The organism is Myxococcales bacterium (assembly GCA_016717005.1).
In the GTDB taxonomy this organism is placed as follows: Bacteria; Myxococcota_A; Polyangia; order Haliangiales; family Haliangiaceae; genus UBA2376.
On record JADJUF010000041.1, the window covers coordinates 103,119 to 126,833 of the forward strand.

General features: G+C 75.9%; 21 protein-coding genes. 6 read left to right on the forward strand and 15 right to left on the reverse strand.

Going from position 1 to position 23,715, the window contains the following annotated elements; genetic code table 11:
- Positions 1 to 9: 9 nt before the first annotated feature.
- Positions 10 to 993, reverse strand: coding sequence for an AAA family ATPase (locus IPL61_37335; GenBank protein MBK9036856.1), 984 nt, complete (start codon positions 991 to 993; stop codon positions 10 to 12).
- A gap of 180 nt (positions 994 to 1,173) precedes the next feature.
- Between IPL61_37335 and IPL61_37340 the strand changes: the two genes are divergently transcribed.
- On the forward strand, positions 1,174 to 1,893 hold the full coding sequence (locus IPL61_37340) for a hypothetical protein (GenBank protein MBK9036857.1): 720 nt from the start codon (positions 1,174 to 1,176) through the stop codon (positions 1,891 to 1,893).
- 132 nt (positions 1,894 to 2,025) lie between these two features.
- Here the strand turns inward: IPL61_37340 and IPL61_37345 are convergent, their stop codons facing one another.
- From IPL61_37345 to IPL61_37375, 7 genes are all read right to left on the reverse strand, one after another.
- Positions 2,026 to 2,430 carry a hypothetical protein gene (locus tag IPL61_37345; GenBank protein MBK9036858.1) on the reverse strand — a complete coding sequence of 135 codons (405 nt, stop codon included), beginning with the start codon at positions 2,428 to 2,430 and terminating at the stop codon, positions 2,026 to 2,028.
- Between the two features lie 22 nt (positions 2,431 to 2,452).
- Entirely contained in the window at positions 2,453 to 3,268 is an 816-nt protein-coding gene (locus IPL61_37350; protein MBK9036859.1) for a hypothetical protein, read from the reverse strand.
- Positions 3,265 to 5,520 carry a TonB-dependent receptor plug domain-containing protein gene (locus IPL61_37355; GenBank protein MBK9036860.1) on the reverse strand — a complete coding sequence of 752 codons (2,256 nt, stop codon included), beginning with the start codon at positions 5,518 to 5,520 and terminating at the stop codon, positions 3,265 to 3,267. The genes IPL61_37350 and IPL61_37355 overlap by 4 nt, the downstream gene beginning before the upstream one ends.
- Before the next feature lie 165 nt (positions 5,521 to 5,685).
- Positions 5,686 to 7,917, reverse strand: a complete 2,232-nt coding sequence (locus IPL61_37360) for a protein kinase (GenBank protein ID MBK9036861.1) — start codon at positions 7,915 to 7,917, stop codon at positions 5,686 to 5,688.
- Positions 7,918 to 7,943: 26 nt separating this feature from the next.
- Complete coding sequence (locus IPL61_37365) at positions 7,944 to 10,181, reverse strand: protein kinase (protein ID MBK9036862.1); 2,238 nt, start codon at positions 10,179 to 10,181, stop codon at positions 7,944 to 7,946.
- 253 nt (positions 10,182 to 10,434) lie between these two features.
- The gene (locus IPL61_37370) at positions 10,435 to 11,136 is read right to left on the reverse strand and encodes an esterase (protein MBK9036863.1); all 702 of its coding nucleotides are present in this window, start codon (positions 11,134 to 11,136) and stop codon (positions 10,435 to 10,437) included.
- An 11-nt stretch (positions 11,137 to 11,147) separates the two neighbouring features.
- Positions 11,148 to 11,681, reverse strand: coding sequence for a CAP domain-containing protein (locus IPL61_37375; protein ID MBK9036864.1), 534 nt, complete (start codon positions 11,679 to 11,681; stop codon positions 11,148 to 11,150).
- 63 nt (positions 11,682 to 11,744) lie between these two features.
- Between IPL61_37375 and IPL61_37380 the strand changes: the two genes are divergently transcribed.
- Positions 11,745 to 13,307: a HEAT repeat domain-containing protein gene (locus IPL61_37380; protein ID MBK9036865.1), complete on the forward strand. Its 1,563-nt coding sequence runs from the start codon at positions 11,745 to 11,747 to the stop codon at positions 13,305 to 13,307.
- Here the strand turns inward: IPL61_37380 and IPL61_37385 are convergent.
- The 5 genes from IPL61_37385 to dmeF all read right to left on the reverse strand — a co-directional run bounded on the left by IPL61_37385 (position 13,282) and on the right by dmeF (position 18,175).
- The gene (locus IPL61_37385; GenBank protein ID MBK9036866.1) at positions 13,282 to 14,007 is read right to left on the reverse strand and encodes an HAD family hydrolase; all 726 of its coding nucleotides are present in this window, start codon (positions 14,005 to 14,007) and stop codon (positions 13,282 to 13,284) included. The genes IPL61_37380 and IPL61_37385 overlap by 26 nt on opposite strands.
- On the reverse strand, positions 14,004 to 14,468 hold the full coding sequence (locus tag IPL61_37390) for a hypothetical protein (GenBank protein MBK9036867.1): 465 nt from the start codon (positions 14,466 to 14,468) through the stop codon (positions 14,004 to 14,006). The genes IPL61_37385 and IPL61_37390 overlap by 4 nt, the downstream gene beginning before the upstream one ends.
- Positions 14,469 to 14,496: 28 nt before the next feature.
- Positions 14,497 to 15,492 carry a magnesium transporter CorA family protein gene (locus IPL61_37395; GenBank protein ID MBK9036868.1) on the reverse strand — a complete coding sequence of 332 codons (996 nt, stop codon included), beginning with the start codon at positions 15,490 to 15,492 and terminating at the stop codon, positions 14,497 to 14,499.
- Positions 15,493 to 15,545: 53 nt separating this feature from the next.
- Positions 15,546 to 16,898, reverse strand: a complete 1,353-nt coding sequence (locus tag IPL61_37400) for a hypothetical protein (GenBank protein MBK9036869.1) — start codon at positions 16,896 to 16,898, stop codon at positions 15,546 to 15,548.
- 200 nt (positions 16,899 to 17,098) lie between these two features.
- Positions 17,099 to 18,175: a CDF family Co(II)/Ni(II) efflux transporter DmeF gene (gene dmeF / locus IPL61_37405; protein ID MBK9036870.1), complete on the reverse strand. Its 1,077-nt coding sequence runs from the start codon at positions 18,173 to 18,175 to the stop codon at positions 17,099 to 17,101.
- A 110-nt stretch (positions 18,176 to 18,285) separates the two neighbouring features.
- Between dmeF and IPL61_37410 the strand changes: the two genes are divergently transcribed.
- Entirely contained in the window at positions 18,286 to 18,747 is a 462-nt protein-coding gene (locus IPL61_37410) for an aminoacyl-tRNA deacylase (protein MBK9036871.1), read from the forward strand.
- A gap of 12 nt (positions 18,748 to 18,759) precedes the next feature.
- Here the strand turns inward: IPL61_37410 and IPL61_37415 are convergent, their stop codons facing one another.
- Positions 18,760 to 19,737 carry a fasciclin domain-containing protein gene (locus tag IPL61_37415; protein MBK9036872.1) on the reverse strand — a complete coding sequence of 326 codons (978 nt, stop codon included), beginning with the start codon at positions 19,735 to 19,737 and terminating at the stop codon, positions 18,760 to 18,762.
- Positions 19,738 to 20,021: 284 nt separating this feature from the next.
- Between IPL61_37415 and IPL61_37420 the strand changes: the two genes are divergently transcribed.
- The 3 genes from IPL61_37420 (at position 20,022) to IPL61_37430 (ending at position 22,044) form a co-directional block, all read left to right on the forward strand.
- On the forward strand, positions 20,022 to 20,612 hold the full coding sequence (locus tag IPL61_37420) for a sigma-70 family RNA polymerase sigma factor (GenBank protein MBK9036873.1): 591 nt from the start codon (positions 20,022 to 20,024) through the stop codon (positions 20,610 to 20,612).
- Positions 20,609 to 21,418 (forward strand): anti-sigma factor, encoded by an 810-nt coding sequence (locus IPL61_37425; protein MBK9036874.1) that lies wholly within the window; start codon positions 20,609 to 20,611, stop codon positions 21,416 to 21,418. Before IPL61_37420 ends, IPL61_37425 begins: the two co-directional genes overlap by 4 nt.
- Before the next feature lie 92 nt (positions 21,419 to 21,510).
- The gene (locus IPL61_37430; GenBank protein MBK9036875.1) at positions 21,511 to 22,044 is read left to right on the forward strand and encodes a sigma-70 family RNA polymerase sigma factor; all 534 of its coding nucleotides are present in this window, start codon (positions 21,511 to 21,513) and stop codon (positions 22,042 to 22,044) included.
- On the opposite strand, the gene IPL61_37435 is transcribed toward IPL61_37430, so the two are convergent.
- The gene (locus tag IPL61_37435; protein ID MBK9036876.1) at positions 22,019 to 23,689 is read right to left on the reverse strand and encodes a hypothetical protein; all 1,671 of its coding nucleotides are present in this window, start codon (positions 23,687 to 23,689) and stop codon (positions 22,019 to 22,021) included. The genes IPL61_37430 and IPL61_37435 overlap by 26 nt on opposite strands.
- Between the last annotated feature and the right edge of the window lie 26 nt (positions 23,690 to 23,715).

Consider the following 23,715-nt stretch of genomic DNA (forward strand, 5'->3'; position numbering starts at 1 on the left):
GGGCGGCGGTCACGGGACGGCGACGTTCTCGAGGATCTGCGCGATCAGGTGATCGGCGGTCTTGCCCTGGGCCTCGGCCTCGTAGCTGGGCAGGATGCGGTGGCGCAGGACGTCGACGGCGATCGACTTGACGTCGTGGGGGCTGACGTAGGTGCGGCCGCCGAGCAGCGCCGCGGCCTTGGCGACCTTGATCAGCGCGATCGACCCGCGCACCGACGCGCCGTTGTCGAGCAGCGGCGCCAGGTGCGGCAGGTTGGCGCCGCGCGGATCGCGCGTGGCCGCGGTCAGCTCGACCGCGTAGCGCTTGACCTTGTCGTCGACGAACACCTGCCGGGCCACGTCGCGGGCGGCGAGGATCTCGTCGCAGGTCATGACCTTGCCGACGGTCGGCTCGCCGCCGGCGCCGGCGTAGCGGTCGAGGATCTTGACCTCGTCGTCCTTGGTCGGATAGCCGACCTTGACCTTGAGCATGAAGCGATCGAGCTGGGCCTCGGGCAGCGGGTACGTGCCCTCCTGCTCGATCGGGTTCTGCGTCGCGAGCACCAGGAACGGCTCGGCCAGCTTGAAGGTGTGCTCGCCCAGCGTGACCTGGCGCTCCTGCATCGCCTCGAGCAAGGCCGACTGGACCTTGGCCGGCGCGCGGTTGATCTCGTCGGCCAGGACGAAGTTGCCGAACACCGGCCCCTTCTTGACCGAGTACGTGCCCTCGCGCGGGTTGTAGATCTGGGTGCCGACGACGTCGCCCGGCAGCATGTCGGGCGTGAACTGGATGCGGGAGAAGGTGCCGTCGAGGGCCTCGGCCAGGGTGCGCACGACCAGGGTCTTGGCCAGGCCGGGCACGCCCTCGAGCAACACGTGACCGCCGGCGAGCAGCCCCAGGAGCAGGCGCTGCAGCATGTCGTCCTGCCCCACCAGCACCTTGCTGACCTCGGCCTTGAGCGCCGTGAACCGGCTCTGGAAACGCGCGACCTCTTCGCTGAGACGATCGGACATGACTCCTCGACTTGCCAGGAAAGCGTAGGGATTCAGATGCGGTACGTGGCGCGCACGGGGTGTAGTACCTCGCGCCGCGCCCTGTCAACTGGCGCACCCGCGCCGCTATTCCCGGCCGTGCGACACCGCTGCGACATCGCCGCTCATGCGTCGGCCCGACCGTGCGCGTACGCTCAGGTCATGCGCCGCCCCGTCCTCATCGCCCTGGCCACGATCGCGACCGCGGCCCTCGCCGTCCGCGCCGCGCCCGCCGACGCGTGCGTGCGCGCGAGCGAGGCCAACCGCCTGCTGGGCTGGTCGGCCGACGGCACGTACGCGCTGCTGGCGCTGGTCGACGATCACGGCGCAATCGACCACGCCGAGATCCTGCCGACCTCGTACCAGGGCTCGGTCTACGTGATCACCCCCGACGAGGCCGGCGCGATCATCGTCACCAAGGTCAAGGTCGGCCAGTGCGCGTCGTTCGGCGATGAGGAGGACGCGCCCGTGGTCGAGCGCAAGCGCGGCAAGCTGACCGACGCGTCCTTGCGCGGGCTCAAGACCGTCAAGGCGATGAAGTTCGGCACCGCCGAGGTGGCCCCGGCCGCCGCCGCGCCGACGCCGACCGCGGCGTTCACCGGCGCCAAGCGCTACGCCGCCCACGACCTGGCGATCACCGCTGGCGCCACCACGACGACGATGCCGATGCCGGTGTGGTGCGTCGGCTCGTGCCTGCGCGACGAGCACTGGGACAAGTGGAAGGCCGAGGTCGCGGCGGTCCACACGCTGGCCTCGGGCACGGTCCTGTACGAGCTGCGCCTGGTCGACGTGTGCAACGGCGGCACGCTGATCCGCGTGGTCACGCAGACGCCGGCGAAGATCAAGGTGCCGAGGCGGCGCTGCGGCGGCTCGGGCCAGTAGCCCGCCGAGGTCCCGAGCGCGCGGACCTGTCAGCGCTCGCGACGTCTTCCGTCGAGCAGTGGGTCGCGCGGCGCGCGGCGCGCGTCGTGGGTGCGGGCCCGGTCGGGGCTCGCCCTCGACGGGGAAGCGCGCTCAGCCGCGGCGCGCGAGCTGCGCCCGCAAGAGGCCGTGGAACTGCCCCTCGGCGCCGCGGTAGATCCAGCCGAGGTGCGCCCCGCAGCTCATACACGCGGAGATCTGCCAGGCGTAGCCAGGGAACCACGACCACGCGGTCTCGGGATCGCCGACGTACGACAGGCCGGTGGCCAGCGCGAAGCAGCCGAGCACGTGGACGAAGCCGCCGGGGTTGACGAAGGTGTGCTCGTGGGCGCCGGCGATCGCGACGCGGTGATCGTCGTGAGTGATCCGCCGACCGCAGGTCGCGCACACCAGGTCGCCGGACCGGGCGTCGGCGTCGTCCGCGACCGGCGCCTCGGCCGGCGGGCGCCCGCGTCGGCGCCGCGCGCCGGCCTCGAGGTGCGCGGTCGCCGCGATCACCCGATCAGGCTAGCACCGCCGGTCAGCGCGCGCGCAGCTCGCGCAGCGCCCAGGCCGCGCCGCCGTCGCCGTCGATCATCACCGCCCACAGCCGCACGCGCTCGACCTCGGTGGGCGCGGTCAGCTCGACCGAGCCGATCGCGGCGGTGCCGTCGGGCTGGTAGCGGACCTCGGCCGAGGTGTCGGCCAGGCCGCCGGCCGAGACGTAGAAGTAGGTGCGGACGCCCTCGCGCACCGGCGCCGGGGTCGGGTCGTCGGTGCAGGTCAGGTCGAGCGCGTCGACCGCCGGGACCGCCGCGACGCGGTGCGTGGCGCCGGGCACGAAGCCGTCGGCCGGGCCATCGTCGATCGTGATCGCCGCGATCACCGGGCCGCGGCGCGCGACCGCGGCGACGCCGACGTCCTTGCGCGCGACCAGGCGCACGCCGTCGATGGTGACGGTGGCGATCACCGGCACCGCGATCATCGGGCCGGGGCACGCGCCGGCCGGCGGCAGCGGCCCGCCGGGCTCGCCGAACCGCGCCCGCACCGCCGCCACGTCGAGCCGCGCCAGGCCGGCGGCGTCGACCACCAGCGGCAGCGCGTCGCCGGGCCCGCAGTCGAGATCGGGATCGCGCACCAGGCGCCACGGCGAGCACGCGCGCCAGCTGACCGGGGTCGCGGCCGGCGCGCCGTCGGCGTCGACCACCAGCGCGGCCAGCGCGACCGTGCCGTCGACCGTGGTCACCGGCGGCTCGGCCGCGACCGCCAGCAGCCGGGCCTCGGTGATCAGCGTCGACGGCGCCAGGCCGTCGCCGCTGCAGGCCGCCGCCGCCAGCGCGAGCGCCGCGGCCCTCACGGCGTGAACTCCACGCCCAGCGACGGGAACACCGGCAGGCCCCGGGTGTACGAGCGCCGGCTGTAGTCGAAGTTGTAGGACACGCCCTCGGGGTTCAGCCGGTTGCTGACGTTCTGCACGTCGAGGAAGAGCTTGGTCACGCCCCACGGACGCTTCCAGGTACGGTCGATCCGCAGGTCGAGCTGCACGAACGCCGGGAGCCGCTCGGACAGGATCGGCCCGTCGACCGGACGGAAGTCCTGGGCGTCGACGTCGAAGTACGCGCCCGCGACCGGGGTGATCGGGTTGCCGCTGGCGAACCGCAGGCGCGCGCCGAGCTGCCACGCCCCGACCGGCGCCGCCGCCACCGCGGTCAGCACGTGCGGCTGATCGAGCACGTACGGCCGCCACGTCGGATCGAGCCGGGGATCGCCTTTGCGCTCAGCCCGAGCGTAGGTGTACGCGACCCAGCCGGCCCAGGCGCCGGTGCGCTTGCGCAGCATCACCTCGAGCCCGGCGCCGCGGCCGCGGCCGGTGTTCTCGCGGTAGCTGTACGAGCCGAACTGCTCGTCGGTGAGCTCGCGGCTGGCCGCGCCGGCGCCGCCGCCCTGGGGCCCGCCCGCGACCTGGGCGGTGGCGGAGCTCACCGCGTCGACCGCGAGCCCGCGCGACTGCTCCCAGTACGCGGTCACCGCCACCGACGACGCCCGCGGCAGCGGCGCGGTCACGCCGAACGACGCCTGGGTGCTGACCGAGGCCTCGAGGTCCTGGTTGCCCCACGCGGGATCCAGATCGACCGCGGCCGGCGGCTGGTGGTAGCGACCGATCGCGGTGGCCATGGTCCAGCCGCCCGGCAGCTCGTGGGTGATCGCCAGGCGCGGATCTGCCACCCACTGGTTCGACAGCCCGAACCGATCGATCCGCAGGCCCGGCTTCACGCCGACCCGCCCGTCGGCGATCCGGTAGAAGCCCTCGACCCACGCGCCGAGATCGCCGGCCCACAGCGCGCCGTCGCGCTGGGTGACCTGGTTCGACTCGGGCATGCCCGGCATCGGCGGCGCCTCGTTGAGGATGTCGTAGCCGTAGCGGGTGCCGACCAGGTCGAGGCCGCCGGCGACCCGGCCGTCGCGCCAGGTGCGCTCGAGGTCGGCGCGCAGCGCCACCGGGATGTTGCGGCGGGTGATGCCCTGCCCGTCGATCCGGAGCGACACCTCGTCGGCGCCGACCGACGGCGTGATCGTGGCCGCCCACGGGCCGTCGACGCGCCGCCAGGTCACCGCCGCGCGCACGAACCGCGACCGGTAGTTGAGCGACGTGCCGTCGTCCATCGCGTCGCCGGGGTTGGCGAAGGTCAGCAGATCATCGGAGCCGAACACCTGCGCGGTCACGCGGCCGGTGCGCGCGTGCTCGCTGCCGCGATCCCAGCGCAGCTGCCCGTCGAGGTAGCGCGGCGCCAGGGTCAGATCGGGCGCGGCCGCGGCCAGGATGCCGTCGATGTACGAGCGGCGCAGGCCGAACATCAGGCCGCCACCGTAGAGCGGGCCCTCGCCGCGGGCCTGGGCGTCGGTCAGGCTGACCTCGGTGGCACCGCGCCAGCGATCGGTGCGCGCGGCCCGCGACCGGACCTCGACCACGCCGCCCTGGGTCCGCCCCCAGCGCGCGCCGAACGTGCCGGGCATGACCTCGAGCCCGTCGAGCAGCGCGGTCGGGAAGAACGACGCCAGGCCGCCGAAGTGGTAGAGCAGCGGCACCTCGATGCCGTCGAGGAACACACTCGAGTTGCGCGGGCTCTGGCCGCGCAGCACCAGGCCGCCGAGCCCGAACGGGATCCGGGCCACGCCGGGCAGGCTCTGCACCGCCTTGAGCGCGTCGTTGCCGGCGCCGGCCACCGTTCCGACGGTGGCGGGATCGAGATCGTACGCCGCCGGCTCATCGACGAACGGCGCCTCGCCCTCGAGCGTGACCAGCTCGAGGTCGTTGACCAGGCCGCCGCGCACCAGCACCAGCCGGGCCGCGCGGCCGGGCGCGGCGCGGGTGAGCAACGGCTCGAACCCGTCGGCGACCACCAGCACGTCCTGGGGGCCGGTGCCGGCGTCGTCGACCGCGAACTGGCCGGCGGCATCGGTCGCGACCTCCACCCCGGCCACCACCACCACGGCCTCGGCGACCGGCGCGCCGGCTTCGTCGACCACGATCCCGCGCACCGGCGCCGCCAGCGCCAGCGCGGGCGCGGCCACGACGGCGGCGACGATCAGGGAGGAGAGGCGGCGCACCCAGGTTCGAGCGCGCTCGGCCCGTTATGGTTACGCGCCGTCGCCGCGAGCGATCACGCCCCACGCCGCCCCGCGGTCCGGTCGGGCCGCCCTGAGACCCCAGCGCTTGGCGAGCCACGGCGCGCCCGGCTCGACCGGAATCGCCAGCGAGGTCGCGCCGTGCGGCTACCGGGTCGCGCCGGCGTTGAGCATCGTGTCGGCGACCGCGCGGCCGCCGTGATCGCCGAACAGCGCGTCCTGGACCGCCTCGGCCCGCGCCGCGACCTGGGCCGCGAGCGCCGGGTAGGCCGGATCGGCGCGGACGCCGTCGAGGTGCGGGCACCGCGCGAGCCAGTGCCGATCGAACAGCCCGTGCTCGACCGCCAGCCGCAGCATCGCGACGGCGGTGGCGACGTCGCCGAGCGCGCCGGCGGCCTCGGCGACGATCTGGCCGATGAACGCGCGCCGCCGGGCGCTGCCGAAATCCGGCGCGGCCACGGTCGCGACGATCTGATCGCGCACCGGCGCCCACGGCGCGCCCAGGAGCGCGTCACACACCGCGGTCACGAGCGTGCGCTCGAACATCGACACCAGCGGCGCGGCCTCGACCTCGGCGCGGATCGCGGCGATCGTCGCGCGGTCGCCGCGCCAGCCGGCCAGGCGGATCTGCCAGCCGAACCGCCCCGGCAGCACGCCGGTCAGCGCGGCCAGCTCCGCCACGACCCGGTCGTGCTCGGGCCAGCGCTCCTCGAGGGCGTAGGCCCGGGCCAGGTCCCAGCGCGGCGCCTCGAGATCGGGCGCCATCGCCAGCACGTCGGCGACCCGGGCCTCGCCGTCGACCAGGTAGCCGGCCTCGAGCAGCATCCGGCCGAGCCACTCGTGGGCCTCGGGCAGGTACGGCGCCCGCGCGATCGCCGCGCGGAAGTGGACGGCGGCGGCGGTCGGGTCGCCCTGGTGCAGGCGGACGTGGCCGACGGCGATCTGGGCCTCGGCCAGCTGCGGCGCCGCCAGCACCGCCGACGTGGCGTGATCGGCCGCGACCCGCAGCGCCTCGGGCTCGGGCCGATCGCGGAAGAACGCGGCCCGCACCTCGCACATCGCCAGCCCGGCGAGGATCCGCGGATCGCCCGGCGCCAGCGCGGCCGCGGCCGCGAACTCGTGGTGGGCGGCGGCGCGATCGACCTCGGTCCGGCGCGACAGCGCCTGTGCGCGCCACAGGTGCTCGAGCGCCGGCGCCGCGATCGGCACCTCGCCGTGATCGCGCTCGGGGCCGGCGCCGACCACCGCGGCGATCACCCGGCTGGCCAGCTCGGCCCCGGCGACGAGCGCCGCCGGCTCGCTGGGGATGGTCAGCGCGAGCCGATCGACGCGCCCGCCGACGTCGATCTCGACGACCACCTGGTCGCGCGCGATCACCGCGACCCGCGCGCCGCCGCCGTCGACCTCGCCGCCGGGGCGCCGCAGCAAGCGCAGGTGGCTGCGCCGCGCCAGCCGGCCGACCAGCTCGTGGTGGAAGCCGACGACGCGGTGGGCGTCGGCCGAGCGCGCCTGGGGCGGCACGACCAGCACCGTCGGCAGGGCCAGCGCGCCGCGCCGCGCCGGCGCCATCGGCAGCGCCGCGCCGGGGCCGCGCTCGGGCGCCAGGGCGGCGCGCAGCGCGGCGACGCCGGGCCAGCGCAGGGTCGGCTCGTGCGCCATCGCGCGGGCGATGACCGCGGCCAGCGACGGCTCGACCCCGGCGAGATCGATTGGCGTCGTCGCCTGCTTGGCGTCGAGCACGGTCGCGACCGTGCCGGCGAACCCGGGCCGCCCGGTCACCATCTCGTAGAGCACCAGCCCGAGCGCGTAGACGTCGACCAGCGGCGACGGCGGCTCGCCGCGCACCTGCTCGGGCGCCATGTACCGCGGCGTGCCGCTCGAGCTGGCGTCGCCGCCGACCGACAGCGCGGCCACGCCGAAGTCGGTCAGCACGACCCGGCCGTCGCGGGCCAGCATGACGTTGTCGGGCTTGAGGTCGCGGTGGATCACGCCGACCGCGTGCGCGGCCGCCAGCGCGTCGCACAGCTCGACCGCGATCGCGATCGCCAGCGGCGGCGCCAGCGGCCCGGGCCGCAGCCGCTCGGTCAACGACTCGCCGGTGACCAGCTCCATCGTGAAGTAGGTCAGGCCGTCGGCGCGCCCGAGCTCGTAGGTCCGCGCGACGTTCTTGTGGGTCACGCGCCGCGCCAGCTTGACCTCGGCCCGGAACCGCTCGAGCACGCCCGGCACCGCGACCAGCGCGTCGTGGACGACCTTGAGCGCGATCTCCTCGTCGAGCTCGCGATCGAGCGCGCGGTAGACGTCGCCCATGCCGCCGCGCCCGATCGCCTCGATCAGCTCGTAGCGCTGCGCCACCGTGGCGCCGACCAGGCCGGACACCCGCGCAGCATACGCGACCGCGCCGGTCAGCGCGACGCGGCGCTGACCAGCAGCGTGTCGGCGGTCGCGCGGTGACCGTGATCCCCGTAGAGCGCGTCGAGCACCGCGTCGGCGCGCGCGGCCACGCGCGCGTGCAGCGCCGGGTACGCCGGGTGGGCCCGGAGCCCGGCCAGCGGCGGGCACCGCTCGAGCCAGTGGCGATCGAACAGGCCGTGGTCGATCGCGAGCTCGACCATCGCGACCGCGGTGGCGAGCTCGCCGACGCCGCCGGCGAACTCGGCGACGAGCTGCGCGATCAGCGCGCGCCGCCGAGCGCTGTCGCCGCCGTTCGCCGACAGGCTCGCCAGGACCTGGGCGCGGACCGGGGCCCACGGCCCGCCCGCGACGGCGTCACCGATGGCGTCGGCCAGCGCGCGCTCGAACATCGGCGGCAGCGTCGCCCCGCCCATCTCGCGCCGGATCGCCGCGACCTCGTCGGGGCGCCCGCGCCAGCCGGCGAAGCGCAGGCGCACGCCCACGCGCCCGACCGGATCGCCGGTGACGGCGCGCAGCTCGTCCATGACCCGGTCGTGCTCGCCCCAGCGCTGCTCGAGCGCGTAGGCCCGGGCCAGATCCCAGCGCGGCGCCTCGAGGCCGGGCTCCATCTCGAGCACGTCGGCGAGCCGGGCCATGCCGTCGACCAGGTAGCCGGCCTCGAGCAGCATCCGCCCCAGCCACTCGTGGGCCTCGGGCAGGTACGGCGCCCGCGCGATCGCGGCGCGGAAGTGGACCGCGGCCGCGGTCGCGTCGCCCTGGTGCAGCCGCAGGTGGCCGCTGGCGATCTGGGTCTCGGCCAGGTGCGGCGCCGCCGCCGCCGCCGCGGTCGCGCGGGCCGCGGCCACGCCCAGCGCGCCCGGCTGCGGGGTCGCGGCGAAGAACGCCGCGCGGACCTCGCACATCGCCAGGCCGGCCATGATGCGCGCGTCGCCCGGCGCCGCCGCCAGGGCCGCGGCGAAGTCGGCGCGGACCAGGGCGCGCGCGTCGCCCTCGCGCCGCAGCCCGGCCTGGGCCCGCCACAACAGCTCGCGCGCCGTCGCCGTGATCGGCGGCTCGTCGTCGCCGCGCTCCGGCCCGGCGCCGACCGCCGCCGCGATCAGCCGGCTGGTCAGCTCGGCGCCCTCGACCAGCGCGTCGACGTCGAGCGGGATCGACAGCGTCACCGCCTCGCGCCGACCGGTCAGCGCGATCGTCACGATCGCGTGGTCGCCGCCGGTGACGACGACCCGGGCGCCGCGGCCGCCGACGTCGCCGTGGGTGCGGCGCGCGAGGCGCATGTGCCCGCGCCGCGACAGCCGCCGCAGCAGCTCGAGGTGGAACCCGCTGACCCGATGCGCGACCGCCGCGGGCGCCGCCGGCGGCGCGACCAGCACCGTCGGCAGGCCCAGATCGTCGGGCGCGCTCGCCGGCATCGGCGCCGAGGCCGCCGCGCGGGCCGGGACCAGCGCCGCCCGCAGCGCGTCGACGCCGGGCCAGCGCGCGCGCGGATCGAACGCGACGGCGCGCGCGATGATCGCCGCCAGCCCCGGCTCGATCGCGGACAGCGCCGGCGGGCGGTGGTCGGGGTCCTGCTTGGCGTCGAGGGTGGTGCCGAGATCACCGGCGAAGGCGGGCGCGCCGATCACCATCTCGTACAGCACCAGCCCGAGCGCGTAGACGTCGACCAGCGGCGTCGGCGGCTCGCCGCGGGCCTGCTCCGGCGCCATGTACAGCGGCGTGCCGCTCGAGCCGTCCTCGGCCGCGGTCGCGAGCGCGGCCACGCCGAAATCGGTCAGCACCACGCGGCCGTCGGGCGCCAGCATCACGTTGGCCGGCTTGAGGTCGCGGTGGATCACGCCGGCCGCGTGGGCCGCCGCCAGCGCGTCGCACAGCTCGGCCGCGCCCGCGATCGCCCCAGCCGGGGTCAGCGGTCCGGCCCCGAGCCGCTCCTCGAGCGACTCGCCCTCGACCAGCTCCATCGTGAAGTACGCCAGCTCGTCGGTGACGCCGAGCTCGTAGGTCCGCGCCACGTTCCGGTGGGTCACCCGCCGCGCCAGCTTGACCTCGGCCCGGAACCGCTCGAGCACGCCCGGCACCCGGGCCACCTCGTCGCGCACGACCTTGAGCGCGATGGCCTCGTCGAGCTCGCGATCGTGCGCGCGGTAGACGTCGCCCATGCCGCCGTGGCCGATCCGCTGGATCAGCTCGTACCGGTTGGCGATGGTGGCGCCGATCAACCCGAGATCCACGGGCCCAGTGTACGCGAGCCGGCCGGGCCGGCGCCGGCGCACGGCGCCCGGACGTCTCGACCTGCAGGAAGTGCTCGGCGGACGCGTCGATCGCCGCGCAACCGCGCTCGGTCGGGCGCACCGCCCGCCGCCGGACCTCGATCCACGCGTTCTCGATGTACGTGCCGATGCCGGACTCGCCCGCGAGGATCTGGTCGGGCGCCGCCGGGGCGATCACCCGCGCGCCGACGCCGCGACGGTCGCGCTCGCCGGCCTACGCGGCGAGCGTGCGCGCCAGCAACTCGCCGACGCCGGCGAGCACCGGCGGTGGCAGCTCGTGCCCGCCCGGGAACGGCATGAAGCCGACCTCGGCGCCGGCCGCGAGCATGAAGTCGCGCAGCCGCTCGGCGCCCGCGAACGCCAGCAGCGGATCGCGGGTGCCGTGGCTCTGGAACACGGTCACGCCGGCGAGCGCGGCCGCGCGCGGGGCCCACACCGCCTCGGCCAGGAGCGTGCCCGACATCAGCGCCAGGCCGGCCACCGGCGCTGGCGCGTGGAGGGCGACGTCGACGGTGAGCATCGCGCCCTGGGAGAAGCCGCCCAGCACGGTGCGCTCGTCGCGGCGCCCGAGGTCGCGCGCCAGCGCCGCGAGCACCTCGAGCATCGCGGCCCGGGCGTCGGCCAGCCCGTCGGGCACCTCGATCGCGCGATCGACCGGGCGGCCGGCCGCCACCTCGCGCTCGAGCCGCGCCAGATCGATCATCCACCAGGCCCGCCCGTCGCCGTAGGGGCCGCCGAGCGCCAGCGGCGCGGCCGGGAACACCCAGCGGGTCCCGGGCGGCGCCTCGACGTAGCTCGCGAGGTCGACCAGATCCTCGCCGGGCGCGCCGAAGCCGTGCAGCAGCACGACCATCGGGCCGTCGCCGCCGCCGCGATCGTCGGTGCCACCAGTGATCACGCAGTCGAGGGGCCCCACGCGCTGGCGGATCATCGCGGCGCTCCGAACACCTGGGTCCACAGCGCGCCGGCCTCGACGTGGCCGACGCCGATGTCGACGAAGTCGCCGTTCATGATGTTCATGCAGTGGCCGGTGCTGTTCATCCACTGCCCCATCGTCGCGGCCGCGGTGCTGTTACCGCCGGCGATGTTCTCGCCGGCCGCGCGCCAGGCGTAGCCGGCCAGCTCCATCCGATCCCACGGCGCCTGGCCCTCGGGGTTGGTGTGATCGAAGTAGCTGCGGTCGAACATGTCCTTGGTGTGGACCCGGGCCGCGCACCGCAGCGCCGGCGCCATCGTCAGCGGCGGCACCGCCGGCTGGGCCTGGCCGCCGCAGGTGGCGCCCGCGGCGCGGTGCTGGTTGACGATCACCAGGATCTCGTCCTCGAGCGCGGTCGAGGTGAAGCCGGCGACCGGGCTGCAGTAGGGCGTGTCGGGCACCGACGGGTCGATCGCTGCGGCGTCGTCGCCGCCGCACGCCGCCACCAGCCCGAGGGTCACGACGTGCCGCGCGCGAATCCGCATCGGGCTAGTGTACCCGTCGCCGATCGGTTGCGTCGACGATCATCGCCGGGCAAAGTGCCGTCGGTGACCGACCCCGATCGCGATCGCCTGCGGGCGCGCCTGGCCGAGGCCGGCTACACGCCCGGCCGCCGCGACGTCGCGCCGCTGGTGGCGCTGATCGACGACGGCGAGCTGGCGCCGACCTTGCGCCGGGCGCTGGCCCGGGCGCCGGCCGAGGTGGTGACGCGCGCGATCGCGGCCGCGCTCGCCGGCGCCGCCGACGCCACCGGCGCGGCGCTGGCCACGGTGCTGGCCGACGCCGCGGCCCGAGATCCCGACGCCCGCGCCGCGCTGATCGCCACCCTCGCCGACCCGCGCCCGCGCACGCAGCGGGCGGCGGTCGTCGGGCTCGGCAAGGTCGGCGGCGACGACGCCCGCGCCGCGCTGTGCGCGCTGTGGGACCGCCCCGAGCTGGCGCCGCCGCTGCGCCGGGCCGTCGCCGACGCGCTCGGCAAGGTCGGCGGCGACGACGCCCGCGCTCGGCTGGCGGCCGCGGCCGACGACGGCGATCCCGAGCTGGTCCGCCGGCGCGCCCGCGCGCTCCTGATCAGCGAGCGCGACGCCGACGCGCGCGCCTCGACGCTGGTGCTCGATCGGGCCCCGGCGACGCCGGTCATCGTCGTGGGCCACTGCCGGGCCGGGCTCGAGCCGCTGCTGGCCGCCGAGCTCGACGAGGCCGGCGTCCTACCGCTGCGCCTCGGCCCGGGCCGGGTGATGGCGCTGCTCGGCGGACCGCTCGCGCAGGTAGCCGAGGTGCGGATCGCGCTGGCGATCGGGATCCTGCGCCCGCTGGCCAAGGCCACCGCCGAGGCGATCGCCGACGCCCTCGCCGCCGACGAGGTCGGCGCGCTGCTGGCGGCGTGGACCGAGGGCGCGATCCGCTGGCGCCTCGACTTCGCGCGCGGCGGCCACCGCCGGGCGCTGGTGTGGGCGACGGCGGCGGCGGTGCGGGCCCGGACGCCGGCGCTGCAGAACCAGCCGCGCGACGCGACCTGGGACGTGGTGATCGGCGCCGACGAGCACCACCTCGAGCTCCGCCCGCGCGCGCTCGGCGACGCGCGCTTCGCGTGGCGGGTCACCGACATCCCGGCGGCGTCGCACCCGACGATCGCCGCGGCCCTGGCCCGGGTCGCCGCGCCGACCGCCGACACCACCGCGTGGGATCCGTTCGTCGGATCCGGCGGCGAGCTGTGCGAGCTGGCCCGGCTCACCGACGGCGCGCTCCACGGCAGCGATCTCGACGAGCGGTCGCTGGCGGCGGCGACCGCCAACCTCACCGCCGCCGGCGTCGCGGCGCGCGCGACCCTGACCCTGGCCGACGCCCTGACCCACGCGCCGCCGCCGGTCGACGTGATCGTCACCAACCCGCCGATGGGCATGCGCCTGCGCGGCGACGTCGGCGCGCTCCTGGCCGAGTTCGCGGCGCGGGTGCCGGCGCGCCTGACCGCGCGCGGGCGGCTGGTGTGGCTGACGCCGGCGGCGAGCCGCACCGGCCCGCCCCTGGCCCGCGCCGGCCTGCGCCGCACCTACGCGCGCCCGGTCGACCTCGGCGGCCACGAGGTCATGCTCGAGCGCTGGGATCGCTGACCCCGGCCACGCCCCACGCGGTCAGCGCCGCGCGCACGCCGGCGGCGTCGGCGGCGATCGCCACGTCGGCGGCGGCCGCGCTCGGCGTCGCCGCCGCGGTCGGCCCGAACCAGATCGCGCGCCAGCCGGCCGCGCGCGCCCCGTCGACGTCGGCCGAGCGCGAGTCGCCGACGTGGACCGCCGTCGCCGGCGCGCCCCCGAGCGCGGCCAAGGTCAGCGCGAAGATCCGGGGGTCGGGCTTGTCGACGCCGACCTTGCCCGAGTCGATCACCGCCGCGAACTCGTCAGCCCAGCCGATCTCGGCGAACAGCTCGGCCAGGCGGCCCTCGGAGTTCGACAGCACCCCGACCGCGACGCCGGCCGCGCGCAGATCGCGCACGAGCGCGCGCATCCCCGGCACCGGCCGCCGCCACAGGTTGCGCGCCGGCTGCTCGGTCCACAGCCACGCCGCCAGCGCGTCGGCGCGCGCGCCGTCGACGCCCGCCGCGGTCGCGATCAGCTGGGCCATGAACCCCTGCCACGGCTGCGCGTGCCCGCCGGCGCGGACGACCCGCTCGTAGTGCTGCCACGCCGCCGGCTGCGCCGCCGCGAGCGCCGCCGGGTGCGCGACGACGCCGCGCTCGGCCAGGCGCGCGGCCAGCATCGCGGTGTCGAGCTCGATCAGCGTCTGGCCGGCGTCGAACGAGACCGTGGTGATCATGGCGCGGGCGGGCTCGGGCCGTCACCGCCGCCACCGCCGCCACCACCACCGCCGCCACCGCCGCCGCCACCGCCGCCGCTCGGTCGCAGCGACCGCGCGATCACGCCGAGGCCGCCGGCGATCAGCACCAGGATGATCAGCGTGTCGTAGAGCGTCATCGACCGCAGGTGGATGCGCATGTTGGCGATGATCCCGAGCACGATGATCAGCAAGCCGCCGCCGGCCAGGAGCCAGCCGACCTTCGACGAGCCGTCCCAGAACAGCACCCCGACCCCGGCCAGCAGCGGCAGGAGCGTCAGCCCGAAAGTCCGATCGTCGCCGGCGCCCCAGCGCCAGTAGCCGCCGTGGACGTCGACCTGCTGGAACAGCAGGTACAGGCCGCCGATGGCCATCGCCAGCCCGATGACGAACATGCCGAGGCCGCCGCGGGTGCCGCCGACGTCGCGAAGATCGTGCGCCATGGCCTCGACCATAGCGCACGCCGCCCGGTCACAAGAGCTTGTTGCGGCGCATGAGGTAGAGGAGCCCGCCCACGATCACCAGCGCCAGGCCCCAGAAGTACAGGTAGCCGTAGTGCCACTCGGCCTCGGGCAGGACCTTGAAGTTCATGCCGTAGACGCCGCACAGGAACGTCAGCGGCAGGAAGATCACGCTGACGACGGTCAGCTTGCTCATGACCTTGTTGGTCTGGTGCGCGACCATGGACATGTAGTTGTTGAGCGCGCCCGACAGGATGTCGCGATCGACCAGCACGTCCTGCAGCACGCGCTCGACGGTGCCGACCATGTTGCCGAGGAACGGCTGGGTCGCCTCGCTGACGAACGGCGACTTGCGGGTCGACAGATCGGTCAGCACCGCGCGGGCCGGGAGCACGACCTTGCGCAGGTGCAGCAGGTCGGAGGTCAGCTCCGACGCGAGCGGGAACACCGACTCGTCGACCGTGGCGATCAGCGCGTGCTGGACCTGCTCGACCCGCTCCTCGAACACCTTGTGGACCGAGAGGTAGTTGTCGATCAGGTGATCCCAGAGCTCGTAGAGCATGAAGCTCGGGCTCTGCGCGAAGCGCACGAAGTCGGCGTGGAAGCTCTTGCGCACGGCGTCGAGGAACACCGTCGGCCCGCGGTGCAACGTCACCAGGAACTCGGCGCCCATGATCGCGTCGACGCGCTCGAGGTCGAACTTGGGGCCGACCAGGCGGCAGCCCGACATGACCAGGTGCACGTAGTCGTCGTAGCGGGCGATCTGCGTGGCCGGCTCGAGCGACAGCGCGTCGTCGACGATCTCCGGCGCGAACATCGCCAGCTCGGTGAGCAGGCGGCGGGCCTCGGCCGTGTGGGTGATGTCGACGTCGATCCAGACGAACCGGCCGGCGGCCATCGCGGCCGGCGCCTCGGCCAGCGGGATCGTCGGATCCTGCTTGCCGGCGAAGTCGAACGCGACCACCGTGACCTGCGGCGCGCGCGCTTCGGCGGATCCCTCGGTCATCGGCCCCATTGTATACCCGTCGCGGCGCGGCCGCTGCGCCGGGTCCGCCGCGGTCAGCGGCGCATCTTGGCCGTGAGATCCTTCACGACCTTGACCGGCGTGCCCGCGGTCGCGGTGATCGAGAACGACTCGGAGATCCCGTACTGGCGATTCACCAGCGTCACGCGGTGCGGGCCCGGCTTCAGCTTGAGCGCACGCTGCGGGGTGGTGAGGCCGGTGCGCTTGCCGTCGACGACGATCTCGCACGGCGGCTTCGCGCCGATCATCAGCACCGCGGCGCCGGTCGGAGCCGCCGCGGCGACGCGCGGAGGCGCGACGCGCGGAGACCCGGTGCGGGCTGGCGCGGACCGCGCCGGGGCCGCCTCGACCGGACGAGGACGCGCGGGCCGCGGGCGCGCCGGCGCGGCGACCACCGGCGCCGCCGCGACCTCGGGCGCCGCCGCGACCTCGGGCTCGGCCGCGACCTCAGGCTCGGCGGCGGCCTCGGGCTCGGCCGCGACCTCGGCCGCCGCCACCGGCTCGGCCGCGACCTCGGGCGCCGCGGCGACCACCGCGACGGGTGGCGCCGGGATCGGCGCCGCCGTCGGCGTGACGATCGGCGCCGCGATCGGGGCCGGCGCCGCGATCGGCGCCGTGGCGACCGCCGCTGGCGGCGCGACCGCCGCGCCGCGCGGCCACGCGATGACCGCGGTCGCGGCGACGCCGAGGATGAACGCGCCGCCGATCCAGATCCACGAGCGACCGCCGCTCGGCGCGCGCGGCATGCGCCCGATCTCCGTCGCCTCGACCCGGGCGGCGCGCGGCGCGTAGCGCCGGCTGGTGCGGACCTGCACCGGCGCCGGTTCGTCGAACGAGACGTCGACGCTGTCGGCGTCGCGGTCGGCGTCGTGATCGTCCTCGCTGTCGTGCCAGAACCTGGCCTCGACGCTGGGGGTCCGATCGAGCTCGCTGACCGCCAGCGCGGCGAGCGCGGCCACGGCGTGGGGATCGATCTCCTCGTCGACCAGCTCGGGCTCGACCAGGTCGAACGGCCGGGTCGGGACGTCGTGCTCGTTCGACGCGGACGCCGCGATCACCGGCGCGGGCGGCGGCGCGGCCGCGATCACCGGCGCGGGCGGCGGCGCGGCCGCGATCGGCGAGGTCTCGGTGCGGGGCGCGCCGACCGGCGCCGGCACGCGCGGCGCCGCGACCAGGTCGGTGCGGGTGGCCGCGGGCGCGCGGTTGCGCGGCAGCGGCGGCGGCATGGCCGAGACCGCGCCCCGGGCCGGGAACGGCGGTGGCAGCGCCGTGCGGGTCGCCGGCGCCGGGCGCGGGGACGCGAACAGCTCGTCGTCGGTTTCGACGGGGCGCTGCTGCGCGAGATCGATGAGGCGGTTGACCGCAGTGTTGTCCGTGCCGCTGGGCATTCGGTGTCTCCTGGGCGAGGTCCCCCCGGACCGGAGCCTCGTGTATCACTGGCGACACCCGCTACTGGTGAACGGTTACCTCGCCTTTCCTCACGCGAGCGTGACGCCGGCGTCTCGGTCGCGGACAAGCTGTAACCGACGCTACGTCACGAGCATGGAGACGTAGGGCCACCCCCGCCACCTGCCTACATCGTCGCCGATCATGCCGGGGCGTGGCCGCGCGAGCAGCGGTGAATCTCGACGGTGAGGTGGGCGATCGGCGCCGTCGCCAGGATCGCGGCCCGGTAGTACTGCACGTCGCGCGGCGCCGCGGTCACGAGCGTGACGATGCACCCGCGCCGCCCCGGCGCCATGTCCCACAGGTGCAGGTCGGCGACCCGGACGTCGTCGATCTGCTCGAGCCGTGTCTCGATCGTGTGGGCCACCTGGTGCGAGGGCACCACGTCGAGCAGCGGCAGCGCCGCGGTCCGGCACAGGCCGATGGCCCAGCGCCCGATCACCAGGCCGCCGAGCAGGCCGACCGCAGCGTCGAGGTACCACAGGCCCGCGTACTTACCGGCGACCAGCGCGCCGATCGCCAGCACGCTGGTGAGCGCGTCGGCCAGCACGTGGACGTACGCCGCGCGCAGGTTGTGATCGGTCGCCGGCGGCGCCTCGGCCGTCCGCGCGCCGTGGCCGTGGTCGTGATCGTGGCCGCCATGATCGTGATCGCCATGATCGTGATCGCCATGTTCGTGATCGCCATGTTCGTGATCGCCGTGATCGTGATCGCCGTGCACGTCGGCGCCGTGCTCATGGGCGTGCCCGCCGTGGCCGTGGTCGTGGCCATGATCGGCGCCGAGGATCAGCGCGCACGCGAGGTTGACGACCAGCCCGCCGACCGCGATCGGGATCGCCTCGCCGTAGGCCACCACCGCGTGCTCGCGCAGCCGCAGGACCGCCTCGATCCCCATCCAGCCGGCCACGACCACCAGCAGCACGCCGCTGGTGAACCCGGCCAGCGCGTAGACCTTACCGGTCCCGAACGTGAAGTGGCTCGAGGCCGCGCGCGTGCGCGCGAACCAGTACGCGCCCAGCGCCAGGCCCAGCGCGCCGGCGTGCGAGGCCATGTGCCAGCCGTCAGCGGTCAGCGCCAGCGAACCCGTGACATGGCCCGCGATCAGCTCGGCGACCATGGTCAGGAACGTGATCACGACGACCCAGGCGGTGCGACGCTCGCCGTGGGTCGCGGCCACCGCCAGATCGCCGTGGTGGGCGTGCTCGGCCGGCGCGTGCACCGCGGCGTCTGGGGAGGTCACCGCCGCAGTGTAGCAGCGCGGCGCCACCGCGGGGCCGGCGCGTCGAGCGGCGCTATGATCCCGCCGTGGCGCCCGCGCACCCTGTCACCATGGCCGTCCGGGCGTTGCGCGCGGCCGGCGTGGCCTTCACGCCGCACCTCTACACCTGGGCGCCGCACGGCGGCACGGCCGCTTCGGCCGCGCACCTCGGGGTCGACGAGCACCTGGTCGTGAAGACGCTGATCTTCGAGGACGACCGACGGCGACCGATGTGCGTGCTCATGCACGGCGACCGCGAGGTCTCGGCCAAGAACCTGGCGCGCACGCTCGGGGTCAAGACCACCGCGCCGTGCGCGCCCGCGGTCGCCGACAAGCACTCGGGATACCAGGTCGGCGGCACATCTCCGTTCGGGCTGCGCGCCCGGATGCCGATCTACTGCGAGCGCACCGTCGCCGCGCTGCCGTGCCTGTACGTCAACGGCGGTCAGCGCGGCTTCCTGGTCGCGCTCACCGGCGTCGACCTGGTCCGGGTGCTGGCCCCGACGCTGGTCGACGTCGCCGCCGGCGGGTAGCCGGAGCCGCGGTCACGGCGCCGGCAGGATCACGCGGTCGAGGACGTGGATGACGCCGTTGGTCGCGAACACGTCGGTGCCGACGATGTTGGCCACGCGGTCGCGGCCGTCGGTGATGCGCAGGTCGCCGTCGACGGTGAACGTCCCGGTCTCGACGGTCGTGATCGCCATGTTGACCGGCACCTGGGCCTCGAGGACCTGGGCGGCCACGACGTGGTAGGTCAGCACCCGGGTCAAGAGCGCGGTGTCCGCGAGCAGCGCCTCCTTGGTGACCCCGAGCTCCGTCAGCAGCGCGGCGAAGGCCGCGTCGGTCGGCGCGAACACCGTGAACGGCCCTGGGCCCGACAGCGTGTCGACCAGCCCGGCGGCGACCACCGCCTCGACCAGGATCGTGAACTCGGCCGGGTCACCGGCCGCGAGCCCCTGGGCCCGCTCGACGATGTTCTGATCCGCCGGCAGGATCACCCGATCGATCAGGTGGACCACGCCGTTGGTCGCGTCGATGTCGACCGCGGTGATCGCGGCGGTCCGGTTGCGGCCATCGGTGATGGTCGGCGGCGGGCCGGGCTCGATCTTGAAGATGCTGCCCTCGGCGGTGGTGATCGGCATGCCGAACGGGATCGCGGCCGAGCCGACCTCGGCCGTCAACACGTGGTAGGTCAGCACCGTCCGCAACAGCGGCTTGTTGGCCTCGGTCAGCAGGTCCGCGCCGGTGGCGCCGGCGTTCCCGGTCAGCTCGACCGCGAGCGCGTCGAACGCGGCGTTGGTGGGCGCGAACACCGTCAGCGCGCCGGGCGCGGCGAGCAGATCGACGAGGTCGCCGTCGTCGGAGGCGAACTGCACCGCGGCGACCAGGGTCGACAGTGACGGCGTCGCCTGGGCGGTCTCGACGATCGACACCGGGCCGGGCGGATCGATCACGGGATCATCGGAGTCACCGCAGGCGGCGAGCGAGCACACAGCGAGGGCGGTCAGGGCGAACGTCTTCATGAGGGTCTCCTAGGCGAGGTGGGGGCGTGCGTCGCCGCCGCGCGGCGGTGCGGTCCGCACACCGGACACGAACGGGACCTATGAGCGCGCCGGCCCCGCGGTCGTTACGCGCGATCGGCCGCGATCGGGTCGCGATCGTCGCCGCGCCGCGCGCGCGTCGGTCGCGCGAAACCTCCGCGGCGCGCCGGACGTCCCACCCAGGAGCTGCCGTGTCCACGACGCTGTCTTCCGCGCGGATCGGCCGCGCGCTTGCGCCGCGGCGGCCGACAGGCTACCCAACTCCCGTGTCGATCGTGCTGGCCTGGATCGCGAGCCTGTTCGACGTCGATCCGTCGCTGATCGAACGGATCGCCGCGGGTGACGCCGCGGCGCTGCGGCAGCTCTACGATCGCCTGGGCCCGCGGGTCCGCGCCGTCGCGGCCAAGGTGCTGGGCAACCCCAGCGACGCCGACGACGTGGTCCAGGAGACCTTCGTCGAGATCTGGCACCGCGCGCGCGGGTTCGATCCAGCGCGCGGCTCGCTCGTATCCTGGGTGACGATGCTGGCCCACCGCCGCGCGATCGACCGCCTGCGCCGGCGCGGCACGCGGCCGACCGCCGCGGTCGCCGGCGCCGACGTCGAGCTATCCTCGGCCTCGTCGCCCCACGAGGACGCGGCCCAGCGCCAGGCCCGGGACCGCATCGCCCAGGCCCTGACGGCGCTGCCCGACGATCAGCGCCAGGCGATCGAGCTCATGTACTTCCAGGGCATGTCCCAGAGCGAGGCCGCCGATCACCTCGGCGCGGCGCTCGGCACGTTCAAGAGCCGGGTGCGCGCCGCCATGACCCGGCTGGGGACCTTGCTCGACGAGCTGGCGCCGGAGGCGCGGCCATGACCGAGGCCGAGTTCCTCGACCGGGTCGAGACCTGGGCCCTCGGTGGCCTGACCGACCTCGAGCGCGCCGCGATGGAGCGCTACCTCGCCGACGCGCCGACCCCGGCGTGCCAGGCCGCGCACGCGCGCGCGTTCGCGACGACGGCGCTCCTGGCCGCGGCGCTGCCGCCCGCCGCGCCGGCGCCCGAGGTCTGGGCGCGGATCGAGCGCGCGCTGCCGCCGGCGCCGCGCCGCGCCGCGCCGACGCGGGTGCCGCCGTGGCTCGGCTGGGCGGTCGCGACCGTCGCGGTCGCCGCCGCGGTGCTGCTGTGGCTCGATCGCGACCGCCGCGCCGAGCGCGAGGCCGGCCTGATAGGTCAGGTCCGCGCGCGCGACACCGCGCTGGCGGCGGCGACCTCGACCCGGTCCGACCTCGACGCCTGTCGCCGCGATCTGACCGAGCTGCGCGCGCGCGATCTGCTCGCCGACGAGGCCGTGGCGCTGCTCGAGCTGCCCGGCACCCAGCTCATCCCGCTCGATCGCCGCGGCCCGGCCGCCCGCGACCTCGCCGCCAACGCGATCTATCACCGCGGCGTCAAGCGCGCGTACGTCGTCGCGGCCAACATCCCGGCCGATGCGCCGGTCGACGGTTATCAGGTGTGGCTGGTGCGAGGCGGCCAGCGGGTCGCGGCCGGGACGCTCGTGCCTGATCGCGGTCGGGCCATCGTGTCGATCCCGACGCTGACGCTCGACGATGGCGTGCCCGAGACCTTCCAGCTCGCGCTGGCGTCCGGCGAGATCGTGCTCGAGAGCCAGATCCGGATCTGAGCGACGGTCAGCCGGGACGAATCGTCGACGGGCGATCGCACTTTCTGCGCGCCGCGGTCATCCGATCGGGCCGGTCGCCGCGAATGGGTGGCATGGACGCTCGCCCTGACCGCGCCGCCGCGCAGCTCGATGATGACCACCGGTTCGTCTACGCCGTCGCGCGCCGCATCGTCGGCGACCGCGAGGCCGCCAGCGACGTCGCGCAGGACGCGATGCTCCAGGCGTTCCGCCACCGCGCCAGCTTCCGCGGCGACGCGCGCTACCGGACGTGGCTGTACCGCATCGCCACCACCGCCGCGTTCAGCCACCTGCGCCGCGAGCGCTCGCTGGCCCGTCGGGCCGCGGGCCACGCCGCCGCCGCGCCGCTGGCGACGCCACCAGCGACGCCGATCGAGGCGTTGACCGAGGCCGAGACCGCGCGGGTCGTCGCCGATCACGTCGGCGCGCTCGCGGGCCCGTACCGCGAGATCCTGGCGCTGCGCTTCTACGACGACTGCACCGAGCGCGAGGCCGCGACCACGCTGGGCGTGTCCGAGGCGGCGATCAAGCTGCGCACCCACCGCGCCAAGCGCGCCCTGCGCGCGCGCCTGACGCCGACGGTCACGGGGCCGCGGGCTGATCGCTGAGCGTGGCGCCGTCCCAGCGCAGCCACGCGCGCCCGTCGAGCACCACCGGGTAGTAGCCGGCGCGGCCTGCGGGTCCGCGCGGGTCGGGGCCGGTCACCTCGCCGCGCTCGAGCGCGCGCTGGAAGACCGGCGCGTCGCCGTCGCCGAACACGGTGACCGTGCGCGCCGGCGCGTTGGCGACCGGCGCGGTGACCACGACGATCAGCGCCGGCCCGCGATCGCCGTCGGCGCGCACGAACCACAGGTCGCGCAGCTCGCCCGCCACGACCAGCCGGCGCACCTGCGCGCCGACGACGCAGCCGGCCAGCGCGTGGATCGCGATCGCCGTGCCGCCGCCCCCGCCCAGCGCAGCGCCGGCGAACCAAGCGACCGGCGTCACCGCGTCGGCGATCGTCAGCGCGCCGGTGCCGGTCAGCGTCGCCGGCACGTCGGCGGGCGCGGCCGGCGCGCAGCTCGTCGACGCCACCACGCGGCCGGGGACCCAGCCGGCGTCGCCGCTGGCCAGCCCCGCCAGCGCCCAGCCGCGCCCGAGCTGCGAGGCGGTCCCGTCGATGGCCCCAGCCGCGGCGGCCACGATCGCGCCGCGCGGCACCAGCCGCACGATCGGCGCACGCGTCCCGATCGCGGCCCGCAGCTCGGTCGCCTCGCTCGTCCGCGCCAGCGCCAGGGTCGCGGCCGCGGCGACCAGGACCGCGTCGACGATGGGCGCGCCCGCGCCGACGGCGGCCGCGGCGCCGCGATCGGTGCCGGGCGGGAACAAGAGCCGCGGCCCGAAGTCGTCGCCAGCCGGCGCGAGCAAGCGCACCGCGCCCCGGCCAGCGTCGTCGAGACGCCACCACGCCGCGATCGCCTCGCCCCGGGCGTGCGGCGCCAGGGCGATCGTCGCCGGGGGCAAGGGCAGCGCGGCGGTGCCAGGCGGCGCCAGCGGCAGGCCGGCCGCCACCAGCGCGGGCCCCAGCGGGCCGTCCGCGCGCACGTGCGGCGCCAGCGCCCGCCACGGGTACACCACGTCGACGCCGTCGCCGGCGCGGTGCTCGACCACGCCGAGCGCGCCGATCACCAGCCGTCCCCCGGCCGGCGTCGCGTCGCCCACCGACGCCGCCAGGACCCGCGGCAGATCGGTGCCGGGGTGGAACAGCGCGCTCGGCTCGATCGGCGTCACGGTCGCGCCGGCGATCGCGAGGTGGAGCGCGTCGTCGTCGGCGAGCGTCCCGGCCGACATCCCGTCGTCGACCAGGCACCGCATCGTCACCAGCTCGTCGGTCGCGAGCATGACCCGACACGCGCTGCCGTCGCGCGCGGCCGCCGCCAGCGCGGCGTCGATCGCCGCCTGCGCCTTGCGGTTGGTCAGCGCCACGACCGGCACGGCCGCGCCCGCGATCTTCCGGGTCCGGACCGGCCGCGACGCCAGGCGGACCGCCGGCCCGAGCGTCACCAGCGTCGGATCGAGCGGCGGCGCCGCGCCCACGACCGCGCCCACGACCGCGCCGTCGACCGCGGGCGTCGCGTCGGGCGGGATCGGCGCCGGCCGCGCGTCGAGCGCGCCGCCGTCTGGGGGCGGCGCCACCGGCGCGCCCTCGCGCGCGGCCTTGCGCCCACACGCCGCGACCGCCCCGAGCAGCACGAGCGTGGCGACGACGCGCATGGGGACGATCTCGCCCCGCGGGCGTC